A 19258-nucleotide genomic window follows, 5' to 3' on the forward strand; every position below is an offset into this window, starting at 1 on the left:
TTTACTAACTTTAACCCAATGAAACATAGTTTGTAATTATTTTATAACTTTCACCATTATATCAACGTATAGAGCCCTAATGAATAAAATTTTTACGCTGCTTGTTGTGTTTCTTATTAGCTGTACTGTTGCACGCGCCGTGGATAAAAACGACGTTGCCGCGCAGGATACTAATGAGGTGAATAAGCTTAATAAGTTGGCTTATGATAACCGTGGTACCAACCCCGAGCAAACGGTTGCCTTTGCTACCAAAGCACTGGCCATTGCCGAAAAGGCAGGTTACGAAAAAGGCATGGGCGAAGCTTACCGCGTGAGGGGGATAGGTAATTTTTATTTAAACCAGGCAAGTGCCGCTATTCGCGATTATTTACAAGCACTTGCAAGTTTTGCAAAAATTAAAGATCTGCGCAGCGAGGCTAAGGTTTACAATAACATCGGCAACCTATATCTCGACAATAATTACACGAGTTCGTTAGAATATCTGAAAAAAGCGCTCGCAATAGGCCAAAAACTAAATGATCAGCAACTTATTGGTTCAACGTATCTAAACATTGGTAACGTTTATTACCGTAAGAAGATTTTTCACCAGGCATTAAGTTATTATGATAAGGGTAACAGTATATTTTTAGCTATAAAAGATACTTTTAATACTATACAAGCCTTACAAAACAGAGGGGTTATTTATTTCAACCTTAACCAGTTTGATAAAGCCGAGCAGCTTTTGTTAGCAGCCAATAAAGCAGCGAAGGAAAAAGACCTGAACAAACCGGTAGCCAGTACTAACCTTACGCTTGCATCGCTATATATAGCACAAGGCCGCTTTGACGAGGCTAATAAAGTAGTATTAGAGGGGCAAGCTTACTCTAAAGCTCTAAAAGATGAGAAGTTGGAATCTGACTACAATTATACCAATTACCAGTTGCAAGCTAAGCAAAAGCATTACGAAAAGGCCCTCACATATTTACAAACGATATTTCGGCAGGATAGTACCATTTACGCATCTAACGAATCTACTCAGATAAATATGCTGCAGGAACAATTTAAGCAGCAGGCAAGGCAGCGAGAGAATGAACTAACCATTCAACGCCAGCAAAATGACCGGATCAAGTTTTGGGCCGTTACAGTAGTAGCAGGCCTTTTAATGGTGGTAATAGTATTGCTGGTGAGCAACGTTAAACGCAAAACGGTAACCAATACAAAACTTACTGAACTGAATGAAGAGGTATCGCGGCAGAAAGATAACCTGGATAGGGTAAACCATCATCTTGAAGAAATTATTGATGAGCGTACTAAAGATTTGCAGATTAAAAATAAGAAACTCTCCGAGTATTCATCTTACCTCTCGCACCAGATCCGAGGCCCAATCGCAACGCTGCGTGGTTTAATGAATCTGGAAAAAGAAGGCCTTGTTGATGAGAAAGAGTGTATAAATATGATGGACAAGTGCGTTTCAGATATCGACCAAAAGATAATTGAAATGAGCGAAATGCTTAATGATACCAGCAGGACCACAGTTTAACTTGCTACTGTAACCCTGGGTAGGTGCTGTGGATCTGCGCCTCAAACAATCCCAAATACATACAATACCTTGATATCATTTGTAATATAAGCAATTGCCTGTGCCTTTTGTAACCTTCAGTTTCAAACGCTAAGGTTTCGTTACCGGCAGTAACAAAAAACCTAACCTCGCCCTCGCGCGGTTTTAAATGCGAACGGAATAGCCCGAATGCTTTAACTTTTAACTTGCTGCGGCGGTCATGTATAGTTCCAACTGTTTGCTGGTCGGCGTTGGCAATAGATATCATGTAGTTTGACATAGTAGATCTGCTTCTGTGTTTACCTATGCCTGTACAATTATAAATCCAATTGAGGTAATTGGGTGAGTATTAAATAGAAAACGGCAATAAATCGAACTTAATTTTCATTTAACGTAATTAATTAAGATTAGCTTAAAATAATTAAACAAAAGTCAAGGGTTTTCGATTTATTACCGTAATAAAACAGCTACTAACTGTTGTATATATTGAACAGTACCTAATTAATTAGATTGCTATATTGCCTTTGCTCAGCAATTCTTCATAAAGTAAAATTACTTTACGTTGCAAATTGGTGATCTCAGCTTCCCTGTCAACCAGTTTTTTCTGGATGATGCTCAGGCTTACATCTTGTGTGCTTGGCTCTTCGGTATACTCAAGCGACAACAGGTTAACAACACTCACCTCAAAAATATTGGCAATTTGCTCCAGTCTCGATAGGTTGATATCCGTGACACCCGTCTCTATTTTCGAAAACGCGGGGATAGATATACCTAAACGGTTTGCAACATCTTCCTGGCTCCAGCCATGCTCGTGGCGCAGGGTACGGATGTTTTTACCGGCCGATTTATTTGTCTTCTTTTTTATAGTCTCGCTCATCATATACATAATAATAGTTAATTAAGGAAAAAGGGTATTAACTATTAACCAAACGTAATGCCAATATTAAATAAGTGCTTATTGTGTACAATTAACGCATAGTTAATGTTTCGCCAAAAAAAACTGTGGAATTAAATCTACAAAAAGTGGGAATAAAGGTTATTCCACCCCACTTATTATACTGAGTTTGGCAAACTTTAAAAGCAATTGTTTCTGGCCTATCTCCTTAAAAAAGATAGTTGCCTTAATGTCTGGCTTGCTGCCTTCAAGTGTAAGCACCTTGCCAAAACCAAAACGCTCATGTTCTACCTGCATGCCTACTTGTAAGTTTGAGGTATCCGACGGCTTAAAATCAGCAGATGGCACGTGTGCCTTAGCTAATATAGAAGTGGTTTTAACAGGTGGCGCGGCAGCAGGTTTGGGCTTGGCATAGGTGTCGTTTTTTCGGCTCCAGGTGGTACGTTCGTCATCGTATGCCGAGCCCCCTGCAGAAGCTGCCGGCCTTGCAGTAAAGTCCAGTTCCAGGTACTTGGCATCTATTTCATCTAAAAACCTGCTGGGCTCGCAACTAATAAGCGTGCCGAATTTAAAACGCGACGTGGCATAACTGATGGTTAATTTAGATTCGGCACGGGTGATGGCCACATAAAATAGGCGGCGCTCTTCCTCAAGATCACTGCGCGAGTTAAGTGACATTTGCGATGGGAACAGATTTTCCTCTAACCCCACAATATGCACTTGTGGAAATTCTAACCCCTTGGATGAGTGGATGGTCATCAACGATACGGTGTCGGCATCTTTGTTTTTGTCCTTGTCATCATTAGTTAAAAGTGCCACATCCTGCATGAAAATATCCAGGCCTTTTTCTTCAATATCTTCCCGTTCAGAGAACTCTTTGATCCCGTTCAACAGCTCCTGGATGTTTTCGTATCGGTTAAGTCCCTCAACAGATTTGTCCTCATAGAGGTCTTTAAGTAACCCCGAGTGTTTTGCGATATGTAATGCAGCCTCATAGGCGCTTTGATTTTTGGTGATCACCTGGAAGCTTTGGATCAACGTGGCAAACGTGTTTAGCGATGCCGGTGCCTTCTCAACATAGCGGTTTGCCTCCAGTATAACATCGAAAGGGGTAAGGCCGTTGCGGTCTGCCGCTACGATTATCCTATCCATGGTGGTATCGCCAATACCACGTTTTGGGTAGTTGATAACACGCTTTAGCGCTTCCTCATCATTGGGGTTAAAAGTAAGCCTGAAATAGGCTATCAGGTCTTTGATCTCTTTACGCTGATAAAACGACAGGCCACCATATATTTTGTATGGGATGCCGTTTTTACGCAAGGCTTCCTCCATAGAACGCGACTGCGCATTGGTACGGTACAGGATGGCAAAATCGTGCCAGTTAAGCCCATTTGAGGTGCGCTGGTACATAATTGCATCAGCAACCTGCTTGCCTTCCTCGTTATCGCTAAAGGCGCGCATCACCTTTATTTTGTCCCCGGTTTCCTTTTCAGAGAAAACGTTTTTCTTTAGCTGCTCTTTATTGTTGGCAATAATGCTGTTGGCAACATTTACAATATTTTGAGTAGACCGGTAGTTTTGCTCCAGCTTAAATATTTTAAGGTCGGGGTAATCTTTCTCAAAATTGAGTATGTTTTGGATGTTTGCCCCACGGAAAGCATAGATACTTTGCGCATCATCGCCCACCACACAAAGGTTTTCGCTAACGGCGGCAAGCGTTTTTACAATTTTGTATTGCGAGTGGTTGGTATCCTGGTACTCATCCACCATTAGGTACTTAAACTTGTGCTGATATTTGTTCCTTACATCCGCATGGTCTCTCAGTAATTCGTTGGTTTTCAACAGCAAATCATCAAAATCCATGGCCCCTGCGCGGTAGCAGCGTTGCGCGTAAGTTTCGTATATCTTACCTATTAGCGGTCGTTTGGACGATTCATCGTCGGCCTGTATTTGCGCGTTGTTTTGGTATTCGGCAGGGGTGAGCAAGCTGCTTTTTGCTGCCGAGATACGGTTTAAAACCGAATTGGCGCTATACAGCTTATCATCCAGCTGCATCTCTTTTAAAATAGCACGCAATACGCTTTTGCTATCATCGGTATCGTAAATGGTGAAGTTGCTTGGGTAACCAATTTTATTGGCCTCCACCCGTAAAATTTTGGCAAATACCGAGTGGAAAGTACCCATCCAGATGTTTTTAGCTTCGGGGCCAACCATCTGTGTGATACGTTCGCGCATCTCTTTGGCGGCCTTGTTGGTAAACGTAAGTACCAGTATATTAAAGCTATCTACCCCCTTGCGTATGAGGTGCGCCACCCTAAATGTGATAACCCTTGTTTTACCCGAACCCGCGCCGGCAATGATCATTACCGGGCCATTGACCTGTTCTACAGCTGCCTTTTGTTCGGGATTTAACCCTGCTAAATAATCCAAATCCTATTCCTCTTTTCTTGTACCGCGAAATTAGTTATTTGCACGGGAAAGCTAAATAAATTGGCAAGGCAATTTTTAAACAATTAACAAAATAACTGTTCCATGTTTTTCATTGGAACTACCTTTACCATGCCCTGGTAATTAATCATACGCCCAAATGGTTTAAATCCTATTTCTACATTTACATGAACGCTATCACCAGAATCTGTACCGATGGCAAGCACAGTAGGGGTGAAAAATGGAGGAAGTGAAATGCCCAAAACGGTTGCGGCTACATCGTAAATGACAAGGGTGCCGCCTAAGACTTCGGCGCTGAGATAGATGTTGATTATTTTAAACCGTTCTACCAATAGTTCGCCGTCCATCCATTGTTTAGAAATCACTCTTTTATTGTCCAACCGCCTGCTCCAAACTTCGTTATTCGCAAACGGAGTTACTATCAATTCGGCCTTGGCTGCTTCAGAACTTTGAGGGAGATCGGCAATTTTGCCGAACAATTTATTTAAAAGTCCTTCACCACGCGTTACTTTAAATTGCCCTAAGGCGCGGGTGTTTGTTTGGGCCCGGTGAAACGCGTGCAAGTTTGGAGCTAAGTCATCATAAGCATCACCAAGCAATTTTTGATAGAGGCTTTTGTTGCCTGCATATACTTTGCTCATTGATAATTGCCCTTTAATAGTAGCATGAATGATCCAGCCAAATGGATAAAGCCAAATAATATCGTTCCATAAATTTACCCATAAAAAAATCAGGTATTAATTTGCCTTGCGTGATGTAATAGACGGAACCGAAGGGCCCTAAAATCTTGCCGAGCCAGCCCACGAAAATAAGCGGCCAGTAAGCAGTTGGGTTTAATGATGCAAAGTAATAGGCAATGCCATAAACGCCAACCAGCATGCCCACGCAACGTAAAGTGATAAGCAGGAAGTTAGTAGGCGTGTTGCCAAATAGGATAATCTGCGGATAGAAGGAAATGGCAGCGCCCCAAAAGATGTTATAGACAGCGGCAAGAAACATTATGAATTTCGCCCATTTAAGTTTGGTAGTAGGTTGCATACTTAACGTATTAAATTATCAGTCAAAGTTAAAACATAAATATTGAATTTTCAATATTTACTGAAAGATAATTACATTACTTAAGCTTTTTTTTATTCCGTCAACTTTTAAAGAGGTTAAAAGCAAATCCGTTACCTTTTTTTCGCTGCGAAGAGAGGGTGGTCGAGCGAAGCAATGACCGGGTGAGTAAATATCGAAGCCCCACTCCATTTGCACATCCTTAAAACAATTATCAATTTAGCCAATTATCTAAGTACATGAATAAACTCGCCAACTCTACCTCGCCATATCTACTGCAGCATGCCAATAACCCGGTTGACTGGTACCCATGGGGGGCAGAAGCGCTGCAAAAAGCTAAGGACGAGAATAAATTGATACTGGTGAGTATTGGCTACTCGGCTTGCCATTGGTGCCACGTGATGGAGCATGAGAGTTTTGAGGACGAGGCCGTAGCCGGGGTGATGAACGAGTATTTTGTTTGTATAAAGGTGGATAGGGAGGAGCGCCCCGATGTAGACCAGATCTACATGAGCGCCATTCAACTCATGAGCGGCCGCGGTGGCTGGCCCCTTAACTGCATTTGCTTACCCGACCAAAGGCCTATTTACGGTGGTACGTACTTCCGTAAAAACGACTGGACAAGCCTGCTGTTTAACCTGGCCGATTTTTATAAAACCAAACCCGAAGAAGCCGAAGAATACGCTGTACACCTAACCGATGGCATCAAACAATACGAATCGGTTGCTTTTGTTACCGAGCAGCCGCAGTACACAAAAGCCGACCTGGAAACCATATTGGCAACATGGCGCAAATATATCGACCCGGTTGAAGGTGGCTTTGGTGGCGCGCCCAAGTTCCCCATGCCGAACAATTCGCTGTTTTTGATGCGTTACGCGCATTTGATGAAGGACGAGGCACTGGCCCAAAATGTTAACCTTACGCTAAAGAAAATGGCCTTCGGTGGTATTTACGACCATATTGGCGGCGGTTTTGCCCGTTACGCGGTTGATGGGGTATGGCATGTGCCGCACTTCGAGAAAATGCTGTATGATAACGGCCAGTTGCTTAGCCTTTATGCTGAGGCCTACACCTGGAACCCCGATCCGCTTTATGAAACGATAGTTGACGAGATCATCACATTCATCAGCCGGGAATTAACATCGCCCGAAAATGGCTTTTACTCAGCTTTAGATGCCGATAGCGAGGGTAAAGAAGGCACGTTCTACATTTTTACCAAAACTGAAATAACAGAGATACTGGGCGATGACGCCGATATATTCAATATCTACTACCACGTTACCGATGATGGCAACTGGGAGGAAGAGGAGTCGAACGTTTTCTACCGCCGCGAAGAAGATGCCGAACTTGCTAAGTTGCTTGGCCTAACGGTTGAAGATCTGGTAAATGGGGTATCCGCATCCCGCCAAAAAGTTTTGGATGCACGCGGTAAACGAATCCGCCCGGGATTGGATAACAAGATTCTTGCATCATGGAACGGCCTGATGCTAAAAGGCCTTTGCGAATCTTATCGCACATTTAATAATCCCGAATACTTACAGCTTGCATTAAAAAACGCGGCGTTTATAACAGGCAGTTTAATTTCCGGCGCAAAAGTATCACGTGTATATAAAAAAGATGACTCCCTCTCCGAAGGAGAGCGCCCGGGAGCGGCCTCTTTCCTTGACGATTATGCCAACGTCATCGATGCTTTTATCTCCTTGTACGAGGTTACCTTCAACGAAGCATGGCTTATCCTGGCTCAAAAGCTTGCCGATTACACGCTTGCCCATTACTACAATGCCGAGGGCGGGATCTTTTTTTACACAGCAGATAATGATGAGATGCTGATTGCCCGAAAATCGGAAATTATGGATGGGGTTATCCCGGCATCAAACTCGGTAATGGCGCGAAACCTTAAAAAGCTGGGGCTGTTTTTTGATAATGAGGGCTACCTGGAGGTATCAGCACAGTTGCTTCGCAACATTGTACCGCATTTAGCAAAGTACGGCACCGCTTATTCCAACTGGAGCATCTTGCTATTAGAAGAAGTTTTTGGTACTTATGAGGTTGCTATTACCGGCAACGATGCTGAAGTTAAGCGCATTGAAATGGAACAAAATTACATTCCCAATAAAATTATCTTGGGGGGTAAAGATGGAAGTTTACCTTTGCTGGCAGAAAAGTTTAGCAGCGATACACGGATATTTGTATGCAGGGATAAAACATGTGGTTTGCCGGCATACAATATCAGCGAAGCATTAAAACAAATAAATAATTAATTCCTTATATAAATAAACAGGTATTGTGATAACCCGGCTAACGCGGGGATGGAGTTCCAGGCCTACTAAAAATTATTAGATGAAAATTCAACAAGAACACGTAGTATCATTAACATACGACCTGTATGTTAAAAAAGAGGACGGAACAGAAGGCTTGCAGGAAAGCGCTACACAAGAGCAGCCGCTTACCTTTTTGTTTGGCGCAGGCCAGATGATCCCAAAATTTGAAGAGGAATTAAGCACCCTGTCTACAGGTGATACTTACGATTTTCATATTAAATCAGCAGAAGCCTACGGCGAATTTGACGAAGAAGCTGTAGCTAACCTGCCAAAAGAAATGTTCCAGGGACAAGAATTGCCACAAATTGGCGAGGTTTTGCCTTTGCAGGATAACAACGGCAACCGTTTTCAGGGCCAGGTTGTATCTATTAACGAGGATACTATAATTGTAGACCTTAACCACCCAATGGCAGGCCAGGACCTTCACTTTAAAGGTGAGATCCTGAATGTGCGCCCGGCAACTCCGGAAGAGTTATCGCACGGCCACGCGCATGGTGCGGATGGTCATGAAGACCACTAATATGCGCACCCCGGTACCCTCAGGGGAGGAAGTATAACATCACATAAAAGAAAACGCCGAATAAAACTTCATTCGGCGTTCTTTAGTTTTACTATTTTAGGTCACCCTTTATGAGTATGGGGGATCAATCAAAATCTAAATGTTGTTTGCTGTTCACTTTGCATCTAATGATCACCCGGCAGGCAATTGCTTCGCCGTTTAAGGTAGCGGGTGTAAACACAATGTCGGCGGGATCGGGCAGTTTGATGTTCATTTTAACCGTTTTAAAGGGTATGCCTGATGCATTGGCGGCTATCAAGTTAACTTTATAATCGGCCAAACGGCCACCGGGGCTTATTAAAAGCTCAACCGTTGCAATAACAATATCCCTGTCAATTTCTTTATAACCGTCCGGTAAAGTAAATAGGGCCAAATAGGGCAGATAACCATAAAAAACGCCGCCAATTTTTATAGGCTTGGTAACCTTATCTCCCTCTTTAAGTTCCTTATCTACAAAGTACCTAAGGCGCGATGTAGTGTCTTCCTTCGCCTCATAAAAAAGGCGGTTATTGGTATAGTCATATGTTTGTATGATTACGCCATTGCGGTCTGCAAACTTCCAAAGGCCTGTTCTTTTATCTTTATCATAAAGGCCTGTAGCAACAACAACCTTATTTTTATATAGCGCTTTAAATAAACCACAGCGTGTGTTTACATCCTTAGCCAGTACTTTGTAAACTTCGGTAACATCGGTGGTAAGTCTGCGTTTTACCTCAATAGTATCCTGTGCAAAACAGTTAACGGTAAATAGCAGGGCGGCAAACAGTAGGAGGTAACGTTTTAACATTTTAGTAGGTAGCATTGGTTAAACGGTATTACGAATATACTCGATAGCCGGGTTTATGGTTTGCAGATCAGCAATAAATTCTTTTTTATTGATGGGCGATATCACCACCGAATCAAATTTGTTATAAAACACCTCATACCTGTCAAATGAAAGGGCAGGGGCGCTTAAAATGGTTTTGGTTGATGTTATCTTGCGGATGTCTTCTATCGGGATGGTAAGGTTCACAAAAAAGCCGCATTTAACTTTTAAGGTATTGTCGGCCGTTATGGTGTAGCGGGTATTTAGCAACGGGATAACAATAACGCCCGTTAGTGCGATGAGTAACATTGCCGAAAGGTACAGGCCGTTAAAAATGTAACTCACCTCCATAATCAATAGCAGACCAATTACAATATAAATTATAAAACCCTTTTTGGTAGGGTAAACCTTATCCCCGGTTGTCATTTTATAAAGATAAGTAAAAACCTAAAATTATGCACCACCGCCACGTCGGCCACCACCGCCACCACCACGCCCGCCGCGGCCACCACCTCCGCCGTTACGGCCCTGCCTTCCCGCGAATTGCTGCAGGCGCATGGTAAATGAGAGCATAAAGTACCTTCCCAAACGATTGGTACGTGTATCAATGATCTGGTTACCGCTAACCGAACGTGTTACACCCGTGTTTTGGTTGAAAAGATCAAACGCCTGGAAACGCAGGGCTGCCAAATGATTTTTCATGAACTGATACTCCACATAAGTACTTAGCAGGGTAGGGTTGGCCTTAACGGTGCTGCTAAAACCACTGTTAAAGGATTGGGTAAGGTTGTAGCCCAACACCAGGTTATAAAAAAAGTAGTTGCGGCCATCCAGTCCCAAAGTCCATGTTTTCGCATCCGAACTTAGGAAGGTAGGGATGCTGTTACGGGTTTTATTGATGCTGTAATTACCGCTTATTTCGGTATCCATCAGGCTGTCGATATCGATCCGGACCTTAGCGCCCTGGTTAAATACCCAATTTTTGGCCAGGTTACGGTTGCCTTCGGTAAAGTTGATATTGTTATTGTAGTTAACCCCGCCGTTTAAAGTAACGGTGAATTTGCGGTTGGCAAACGGTTTAGAAAAAGCATAATTACCATTGGCAGAGTAAAAACCGCTGGTATTTAAATACCTTGTTTCCTGCTTAGTGCTATCTATAGTTTGCGGTTGTGTACTGGTAACAATTTTATTTTGCGTGGTGCTGAATGATAGATTGGTAAACAACGAGTTGCCGCTTGTAAGGTCGAACTGGTTGTAGCGCATGTTGATGTTGTTGGTAAACTCAGGTTTCAGATCAGGGTTACCGTAAATACGGTTTTGCGGGTTCGAAAAATCGGGCTGTAGCTGCAATTGCGTAAACGATGGCTGGTTGTTGTTGCCAGTATAATTAACAGATAGCGAGTGGTTCTTTTTAAAGTTATAAATAAACCTTGCCGTAGGAATATAATTGAATGTGCTTGTCGAAGTAGCAAAATTATGCGATTCGCCGTTCAACGTAGCGGGCTGCACAGCAAGGCCAATGGTGTAATTATATTGGGGTTTTATCCCCCTGATGTTCAATCCAAAACGGTTGGTGATGAACTGGTAGTTATAAACGGTGCTAAGCGAATCGATATAGGTTTGCGCTTTTGTTGCACTGTCTATGCGGTAATTCAACCGGTTATTATCGGTATTAGAATAATTGTAAGCGTAGTTTGCCTCCAAATAAGTTGTCTTGCCGATAGGTTCGGTATAGCTCAGGCTAACGTTTGCCCTTTTTGAGCTGTTGTTGGTGTAGATCTGCTGATACGGCGGCGTAGTTGCGTCTTTTGGCTCTGTTATATATTCCTCGTATTGGTCCTGGTCGTTCTTGGAAAAATTGAAACCGGAGTTGATGCTGAAGTTACGGCCCTTCCTTTTAAATTTATGATTAAACAACACAGTTGCACCACCACTTGGCGAGTTGCCGTTTGTTAAAGTTAACTCGTTTCCATTTATCTCGATGTTCTTGCGGGTGTTATTAAAAATATCCGTGTTATCGCTGTTTGATGAATTGTAAGAATAGCTGGGATTTATTTTAAGATAGTTGGCTGTATCTATCCGGTACTCGAGGTTAAAATCAAAACGGTGGTTGATGTTGTTGGTTTTGCCCACGCTGTTGTCGTTGTTGATAATTACACCGGTTGGGAAGGTAACCAGCTGTTGCGATGTGCTGGTGGTCAATTTATCCCTGTCGGCAAAGCTGTAACTGCCATAAGCCGTTACTTTTTTGCCCCATTCATCACGATAGTTAAACCCTAACGAGCGGTTGGTGGTAATGCTATTTGCAGTGCTGATGCCACCCGCTGCTGCTGCGCCACCACCACCACCTCCGCGGCCGCCACCCCCACCGCCTGCACCAAGGTTAAACGAATTAGTATTGGTGTTATTCCACGTGCCGATAAGGGACACCTGCCTGTCTTCTTTAAATGCATTGGCCGATAGCTTGGCAAGGTAGCGGTCGTCGTTACCAACACCCACCGTAGCCTGCCCAAATTTACCGGTGCGTTTGCCCTTTTGTATGGTTATGTTCAGGATCTTCTCCGGCTCGCCGGTTTTTATGCCGGTAAGGTTGGCCTGGTCGCCGTAATCATCAATCACCTGTATGTTCTCTACAATATCGGCAGGCAGGTTCTGAGTAGCCGTTTGCACGTCGCCGCCAAAGTAATTTTTGCCATTTACGCGCACCTTGGTCACCTGCTTGCCGTGGGCGGTTACGTTGCCATCTTTATCCACTGTAATGCCCGGCATTTTTTTGATCAGGTCTTCCACCTGCGATCCCTCGCGTACTTTGTAGGCCGCGGCATTATACTCAACCGTATCTTCCTTAATTACTATTGGTACTACTGCCGCTGTTATGGTAACACCATTTAATCTGTTTACCTGCACTTTTAATTTAACAGGGGCAAGCTGAATGGGTTTGGTATCGTTATCCATCACATACTTGCGGGTAAACAACTGGTAGCCAAGCCCCGAAATAGTTACTTTAAAGTTTTTCGATTTCACCTGCGCAAAGTGGAATTTGCCATTTATATCGCTGCCAACAACAACACTATCCGTTGCCGAGGTGAGCTTTACGGTAACGCCGCCTACATTTCCAAGTGTATCTGTAACTGTACCGTTCACATCGCGCGCTTGTTGAGCAGATACCCTTCCGAAAAAGAATACGCCTAAAAACATAAATAGGAAATATTTTGCCATTGCCGTCGTTATTTAGCTTTACGACAGTGAATGTATTGCGAAAGTTTAACCTTTATAATAATCGTCATATGATTGTTGCAAGGAGTTTGCTGTCGCCATATAATTGTTGCAATGAGAGAGACATTTAACTGATAATTTAATTATACTTTAATTTTTTTATCGGGTTTTAAAAACCAATGGCTATCTTTAGTCCGTAAATTACCTTTGATTAACCTAATTAATTAATAAACCCAGAGATACGAATGGCATTTATACATGATGTGCTACAGGAACCATCTTACGGATGGAAAAACGCAGACGGCGAGCTTTCTAAGCCTACTCCAAAGCAGATATTTTCAGAATTTTTTTCACGACTAAATATATTTAAAGATAAAAAAAACTGGCTCTCTTTTATGAGTTGGGGAATGGTGTTGTTTTTAGCCCCGTTCTTGTTTTTGTTCCTTTTTAAATACTTTTCTATCCAGGGTCTTGTTATAGCCTTTGTTTACAGCATGATGGTTATGGGTACCCACGGTACCATCTGGTACCACAGGTATTGTACGCACGGCGCGTTCAAGTTCCGCAATAACTTTTGGCGTTTTGTAACCCAAAACCTTACCCTTAAAATTATTCCTGAAGAGATCTATGCGATATCGCACCACGTGCATCACGCGTTATCTGATACCCCGGGCGACCCATACAACGCGCAGGGCGGTTTTCTGTACTGCTTTTTAGCAGATGCCAACCACCAACCTGTTAATCGTAACCTTGATGAAAAAGGCTTTAACCGTTGTATCACTTTAATGAAACACACAGGTGTTACCTGTAATACTTACCCGCAGTATAAAAAATGGGGTTCAATAGCTAACCCTTTCCATATGGTACTTGGCGTTATTGCCAATTGGGCATTTTGGTTCACCGTATTTTACCTGCTTGGCGGCATTGGCTTAGCTTGCGCGATATTTGGCGCGGCCGGTTTTTGGGCTGTAGGTGTACGTACCTTTAACTACGAAGGGCACGGCAAGGGCGAAGATAAACGCCGCGAAGGTGTAGATCATAATTTTAAAGATATGTCGGTTAACCAGCTTTGGCCGGGTATTGTTGCCGGCGAATGGCACAATAACCACCACTTGTACCCAAAAAGTGCAAGGTCGGGGTTTAAGCCACACCAGGTTGATAGCGCTTGGTATTACATTAAGTTTATGCACATGATAGGTGCAGTAAGCCACTACCACGATTCAAAAAAGCAATTTTATAAAGATTACATAAAAGCCGGGCCTTCTAAGGTCGTTTCCGAGCCGGTTGTGTGCCCAACAACGGGCAAGCAGATCTTCGCTACCGAGGTCAATTAATAATTGACGATAATATTTTAGCCCGCTAACATGGGTTCACAATTAAAAGGGGTACGAAAGTGCCCCTTTTTTGTTTAAAAGCGTTTTTTGCGCTGTGATTTTTAAAAATGAATATATAACTTAGGCAACCAATTATTCATAACCTAAAATTCTGATGTTTAAAAAAGCTATTTGTGTGTTTGCCGGCTTGCTGGCAACTGCTGTACTTGCTGCGGGCGCTTATGCGCAAAGCAAGCCTGTTGGTATTTTTGATGGGAGTGCTGATATAGGAAATGTTAAACACAAAGGTGCTGTTATTTATGAAGCCCTATCACAGCAATACACTGTTACTGCATCGGGCACAAACATTTGGTTTGATAAAGATGAGTTTCATTTCGTGTGGAAAAAAATGAAAGGCGATTTTATTTTGCGCACCAATGCTTCCTTCATAGGTAAGGGCACCGAGGCTCATCGTAAGTTCGGCTTAATGGTACGCAAGTCGTTAGCAGGCAATTCGGCACATATAAACGCAGTTGTGCATGGCGATGGTTTAACATCCTTACAATATAGAAAGGCAACAGGCGATAGCACTCGCGAACAAAAGGCAGACATAACAGGTGCAGAAGTGCTACAGTTAGAAAGAAAAGGCAATACCTACACCATGTCTGTAGCCCGTAATGGCGACGTATTTGGACCCGAACAAAAGATAGATCTCGATTTGGGTGATGATGTTTACGTAGGCATATTTGTATGCTCGCATAATGCTAACGTAACCGAAAAAGTCGTTTTTAGTAACGTTCGTATTGTAATACCGGCCCCGGCAAATTTAGTTACTTATAAATCTTATATCGGTAGCAGTGTCGAACTGCTTGATATGGATACTTATAACAGCCGTATCATTTATCAGTCGCCAAAATCGTTACAGGCACCAAATTGGACAACCGATAACAAATCGCTTATTTATAACAGCGAGGGCACGCTTTACAATTTCAACCTGGCTACTAATACGCCAAAAGCTATAAATACAGGTAAGGCAAAAAATAATAATAACGACCATGTTCTATCGTTCGACGGTAAATGGCTTACTATTAGCAGTGGCGATGGTGGCCCGTCAACAGGATATGTTGTGCCTGTAACAGGTGGCGAAGCGCGCAAGGTCACGTTTGAGAAAGGCGCGTCTTACATGCACGGCTGGTCGCCGGATGGTAAATACCTTGTATTTTGTGGCGAGCGCGGTGGCGAGTATGATGTTTATCGCATCCCGGTTTCAGGCGGCGCCGAAGAAAGGTTCACTACAACCAAAGGCCTTGATGACGGCCCCGAGTACACACCCGACGGCAAGCATATCTATTTTAACTCGGTACGCTCTGGTTTAATGCAGGTTTGGCGCATGGATGCTGACGGCAGCAACCAAATGCAGATAACTAATGACGGTAATAACAACTGGTTCCCGCACGTATCGCCAGACGGTAAATGGATCGTATTTATAACTTTCCTTAAAGGCGAAGTTGAGCCCGGCGATCACCCTTTTTACAAGCATGTTTACATCCGTGTAATGCCAATAGGCGGGGGCGAGCCAAAGGTGGTTGCGTATCTATATGGTGGGCAGGGCACTATCAATACGCCGTCGTGGTCGCCTGATAGTAAGCATATTGCCTTTATAAGTAATACCAGTTTGCTGTTTCCAACGTTTCCAATTAGTAAAAACTAAGTTCAACTAAATCTCAAAATATAATGAATCCATCACGCAGAAGTTTTTTAAAAACAGGGGCCATTGCAGCCACAGCGGCGGCAATAATGCCTAAAAATATATTTGCCGCCCCCGGCCCGATACAAAGGGTAGGTTTACAGCTATATTCGGTACGCGATGCCATGATGAAAGACCCTGCCACCACGTTGAAGAAACTGGCCGATATGGGTTACCAGCACGTAGAACACGCCAACTATATAAACCGCAAGTTTTACGGGTGGACAGCAAAAGAATTTAAAAAACGTCTGGACGACCTGGGCATGCAAATGCCAAGTGGCCACACTGTGATGACGCCGGCACACTGGGATGCCGCCACAAATGACTTTACCGACGTTTGGAAATATAATGTTGAAGACGCAGCCGCTATGGGCCAAAAATTCGTGATCAGCCCGTGGATGGACGATAAAGTTAGGCACGATACCGACCTGCTGAAGCGCACAATGGATCAGTTCAACAAAAGCGGCGAGCTTTGCCAGAAATTCAACATGAAGTTTGGCTACCACAACCACGATTTTGAATTTACTACCATGGTAGGCGATATCCGTCTGTTCGATTATATCATGCAAAATACGGATCCTGAAAAGGTATCGCAACAGCTGGATATTGGAAACATGTACGGCCGCGAGAACAATGCAGCAGGTATCATCGAGAAATATCCGGGAAGGTTTATCTCGATGCACGTTAAGGATGAGGTGAAAAGCGCGGATAAAAATGAAGGCACCGGTTACGAAAGTACTATCCTTGGCAAAGGCGTTTTACCTGTTAAGGATGTGTTGAAAACTGCCAAAAAAATAGGCGGAACCGTTTACCTCATCATCGAACAGGAATCTTACCAGGGCCTTGATCCGATAGATTGTGTAAAAATTGACTTACAAACCATGAAAAAGTGGGGATATTAAGGAGTAAAAACTACCTTACACCCCTGTAAACGTATTTATAACATTTAATTACTCACCATTGAATTTAAATATGAACCGGCGAATCGCCATCAGGAACATGGCCCTAATTTTAGGCAGCGCGGCAATTTTGCCGTCGTGCCTAACGGATAAGGGTAAACCTGTAGTACAGCTAAAAAAGCTTAAGGTAGATGCCGACCAGGAAACACTGGTTAATAACCTTACCGAAACCATCCTGCCAAAAACAGATACCCCCGGCGCTGCCGAACTAGGCATCAACCTGTTTGTTTTTAAAATGATAGATGATTGTTACGATAAAGAGTACCAGGCAGATTTTATGAAAGGCCTGGGCGATTTTGCCGATGCCGCTAAAAAGCAGTTGGGTAAATCGTTTAACGATAGCACTGTTGCAGAGCGTACAACTTTTGTAAATAAAGTTGATAAAAACGCCAAAGACGCTAAGTATAAAGACACTACAAAGCTGATAGCGTTTTACAAAATGGTGAAAGAACAAACTGTATTTGGCTACACCACGTCTAAATATTTTATGACGAAGCAAATAGTTTATGAATTAGTCCCGGGGAGGTATAATGCATACTTCCCTGTTAAAAAGCTTGTAACAGTATAATGGCAAATTTAAATATAGATAGTGTTAAAGACCGTACGTTTGATGCCATAGTTATAGGATCGGGCATGAGCGGTGGCTGGGCTGCAAAAGAGTTTACCGATAAGGGCCTTAAAACGCTTGTTTTGGAGCGTGGCCGCGATGTAAAGCATTTAAAAGATTACCCAACAACAAACTTGTATCCTTGGGAGTTTCCGCATCACGGCGTAATGCCCGATGATGTGCAGAAAGCTAACCCTATTGTAAACCGTTGCTATGCCTTTGGCGAAGATGCGGCACACTTTTTTGTAAAGGATGCCGAGCACCCTTATGTGCAGGAAAAACCTTTCGACTGGATCCGCGGGTACCAAACAGGCGGTAAATCATTATTATGGGCGCGCCAAACCCAGCGCTGGAGTGAGTTTGACTTTGAAGGGCCCGCTCGCGATGGTTTCGCGGTAGACTGGCCTATCCGGTACAACGATATTGCACCGTGGTACAGCTATGTAGAAAAGTTTGCCGGCATTTCCGGTAATCGCGATGGTTTGGCAGAACTGCCCGATGGCGAATTTTTACCTGCCTTCCCGCTTAACGCGGTGGAGACTTACTTTAGCAATTACGTTAAAAAAACATACAAGAACAGGCATGTGATAAGCGCGCGTTGTGCACACTTGTCAAAACCCAACCAGATCCATTTGGACCAAGGCAGGGGGCAATGCCAGGAGCGTACGCTTTGCCAGCGCGGCTGCCCGTTTGGTGGCTATTTTAGCGCCAACTCATCTACCATCCCCTGGGCGTTACGCTCAGGCCATTGTACTTTGAGGCCGCATTCGGTTGTGGAGTCTATCATCTATGATGAGAAAAAAGGCAAAGCGACAGGCGTTCGCGTTATCGATGCAAACACCAAAGAAGCTCTAGAATATTATGCCAACGTTATTTTTGTTAACGCGGCGGCGCTGAACAGTAACCTTGTTTTGCTAAACTCAACATCTAGCCGTTTCCCTAATGGGTTGGGTAACGATAGCGGTACCCTGGGTAAATACGTTGCGTTCCATAATTACTCGGCACATATCAATGCCGAATATGATGGCGCAAAAGAATGGACAACCGATGGCCGTAACCCGGCTGGTGGTGGCTACATGCCGCGTTTCAGGAATGTTTACAAACAGGAAACTAACTTTTTACGCGGTTACGCGGCAGGTTTTAGCGCCTACCGCTATGAGCAGCACAGCAGCGAAGGCATAGGGCAGGGCCTGAAGAACAACCTTGTTAAAAAAGACCTGAGCGGCTGGCATGTAGGATCGCACATGATGGGCGAAACCATCCCTAAAGAAACAAATTACGTCGCTTTAGATAAATCGTTGAAAGATCCATTTGGCATCCCTCAATTAAGGATCTCTGTTGAATACGATGATAACGACGAGAAGATGAAGAAGGATTATATTGAGCAGATGACAGAGATGTTTACCTCGGCAGGCTTCAAAAACATCCAGGCATCAACAGACCATAGGGCGCCGGGACTGGATATCCACGAAATGGGTGGGGTACGTATGGGGAAAGACCCAAAAACATCAATGCTTGATAAATGGCACCGCCTGCACGCCTGTAAAAACGTTTACGTTACAGATGGTGCAAGCATGACATCAACAAGCTGCCAAAACCCATCGCTTACCTATATGGCCTTTACCGCCCGAGCGGTTGACCATTATATAGGCGAGCTAAAAAAGGGGAACGCTTAAAGAGTTTGCAGCAGGCGTTTGGCAGCTTGCAATGAATAACTGCTGAATGCAACCTTAAAACTGCCAACTCATTCATTGTGTGTAAAAAACACAATGAAAAAAGTTTGGAAAATAATTAT

At 43.5% G+C, this 19258-nt stretch carries 16 protein-coding genes; 8 read left to right on the forward strand and 8 right to left on the reverse strand.

Translation table 11 applies throughout. The features are described 5' to 3' along the window. Positions 1-79 precede the first annotated feature (79 nt). Positions 80-1519, forward strand: coding sequence for a tetratricopeptide repeat protein (locus tag ACVW0P_RS06475; protein ID WP_354429713.1), 1440 nt, complete (start codon positions 80-82; stop codon positions 1517-1519). Positions 1520-1523: 4 nt separating this feature from the next. Here ACVW0P_RS06475 and ACVW0P_RS06480 read toward each other — a convergent pair whose 3' ends face one another. The 5 genes from ACVW0P_RS06480 to ACVW0P_RS06500 form a co-directional block, all read right to left on the reverse strand. After that, positions 1524-1817 (reverse strand): hypothetical protein, encoded by a 294-nt coding sequence (locus ACVW0P_RS06480; RefSeq protein ID WP_457131346.1) that lies wholly within the window; start codon positions 1815-1817, stop codon positions 1524-1526. 225 nt (positions 1818-2042) lie between these two features. Then, positions 2043-2417, reverse strand: a complete 375-nt coding sequence (locus tag ACVW0P_RS06485) for a helix-turn-helix domain-containing protein (protein ID WP_457131347.1) — start codon at positions 2415-2417, stop codon at positions 2043-2045. Between the two features lie 156 nt (positions 2418-2573). After that, positions 2574-4862 (reverse strand): ATP-dependent helicase, encoded by a 2289-nt coding sequence (locus ACVW0P_RS06490; protein ID WP_457131348.1) that lies wholly within the window; start codon positions 4860-4862, stop codon positions 2574-2576. A gap of 83 nt (positions 4863-4945) precedes the next feature. Next, positions 4946-5521: a DUF4166 domain-containing protein gene (locus tag ACVW0P_RS06495; protein WP_457131349.1), complete on the reverse strand. Its 576-nt coding sequence runs from the start codon at positions 5519-5521 to the stop codon at positions 4946-4948. Between the two features lie 13 nt (positions 5522-5534). Beyond that, a complete protein-coding gene (locus tag ACVW0P_RS06500; protein WP_457131350.1) occupies positions 5535-5918 on the reverse strand; it encodes a hypothetical protein in 384 nt (127 codons plus the stop codon). Between the two features lie 257 nt (positions 5919-6175). On the opposite strand from ACVW0P_RS06500, the gene ACVW0P_RS06505 reads away from it, so the two are divergent. Both ACVW0P_RS06505 and ACVW0P_RS06510 read left to right on the forward strand, forming a co-directional pair. Continuing rightward, complete coding sequence (locus ACVW0P_RS06505; RefSeq protein ID WP_457131351.1) at positions 6176-8197, forward strand: thioredoxin domain-containing protein; 2022 nt, start codon at positions 6176-6178, stop codon at positions 8195-8197. A 79-nt stretch (positions 8198-8276) separates the two neighbouring features. After that, positions 8277-8777: an FKBP-type peptidyl-prolyl cis-trans isomerase gene (locus ACVW0P_RS06510; protein WP_354429724.1), complete on the forward strand. Its 501-nt coding sequence runs from the start codon at positions 8277-8279 to the stop codon at positions 8775-8777. A 124-nt stretch (positions 8778-8901) separates the two neighbouring features. On the opposite strand, the gene ACVW0P_RS06515 is transcribed toward ACVW0P_RS06510, so the two are convergent. Genes ACVW0P_RS06515 through ACVW0P_RS06525 form a run of 3 tightly spaced genes read right to left on the reverse strand, consistent with a single transcriptional unit; the run spans position 8902 to position 12840 of the window. Beyond that, positions 8902-9618 carry a hypothetical protein gene (locus ACVW0P_RS06515; RefSeq protein WP_457131352.1) on the reverse strand — a complete coding sequence of 239 codons (717 nt, stop codon included), beginning with the start codon at positions 9616-9618 and terminating at the stop codon, positions 8902-8904. A gap of 3 nt (positions 9619-9621) precedes the next feature. Then, entirely contained in the window at positions 9622-10047 is a 426-nt protein-coding gene (locus tag ACVW0P_RS06520) for a PH domain-containing protein (RefSeq protein WP_457131353.1), read from the reverse strand. 27 nt (positions 10048-10074) lie between these two features. Further along, the gene (locus ACVW0P_RS06525) at positions 10075-12840 is read right to left on the reverse strand and encodes an outer membrane beta-barrel protein (protein ID WP_457131354.1); all 2766 of its coding nucleotides are present in this window, start codon (positions 12838-12840) and stop codon (positions 10075-10077) included. A gap of 242 nt (positions 12841-13082) precedes the next feature. Here ACVW0P_RS06525 and ACVW0P_RS06530 point away from each other — a divergent pair, with 242 nt between their 5' ends. The 5 genes from ACVW0P_RS06530 to ACVW0P_RS06550 all read left to right on the forward strand — a co-directional run bounded on the left by ACVW0P_RS06530 (position 13083) and on the right by ACVW0P_RS06550 (position 19139). Then, a complete protein-coding gene (locus ACVW0P_RS06530; RefSeq protein WP_457131355.1) occupies positions 13083-14171 on the forward strand; it encodes a fatty acid desaturase in 1089 nt (362 codons plus the stop codon). Between the two features lie 154 nt (positions 14172-14325). Beyond that, positions 14326-15861 (forward strand): TolB family protein, encoded by a 1536-nt coding sequence (locus ACVW0P_RS06535; protein WP_457131356.1) that lies wholly within the window; start codon positions 14326-14328, stop codon positions 15859-15861. Between the two features lie 23 nt (positions 15862-15884). Further along, on the forward strand, positions 15885-16799 hold the full coding sequence (locus tag ACVW0P_RS06540; RefSeq protein WP_457131357.1) for a sugar phosphate isomerase/epimerase family protein: 915 nt from the start codon (positions 15885-15887) through the stop codon (positions 16797-16799). A 70-nt stretch (positions 16800-16869) separates the two neighbouring features. Continuing rightward, the gene (locus tag ACVW0P_RS06545) at positions 16870-17424 is read left to right on the forward strand and encodes a gluconate 2-dehydrogenase subunit 3 family protein (RefSeq protein WP_457131358.1); all 555 of its coding nucleotides are present in this window, start codon (positions 16870-16872) and stop codon (positions 17422-17424) included. Then, positions 17424-19139 (forward strand): GMC oxidoreductase, encoded by a 1716-nt coding sequence (locus tag ACVW0P_RS06550; protein ID WP_457131359.1) that lies wholly within the window; start codon positions 17424-17426, stop codon positions 19137-19139. Before ACVW0P_RS06545 ends, ACVW0P_RS06550 begins: the two co-directional genes overlap by 1 nt. Positions 19140-19258: the final 119 nt, after the last annotated feature.

It is taken from the genome of Mucilaginibacter sp. UYNi724, from assembly GCF_054057495.1.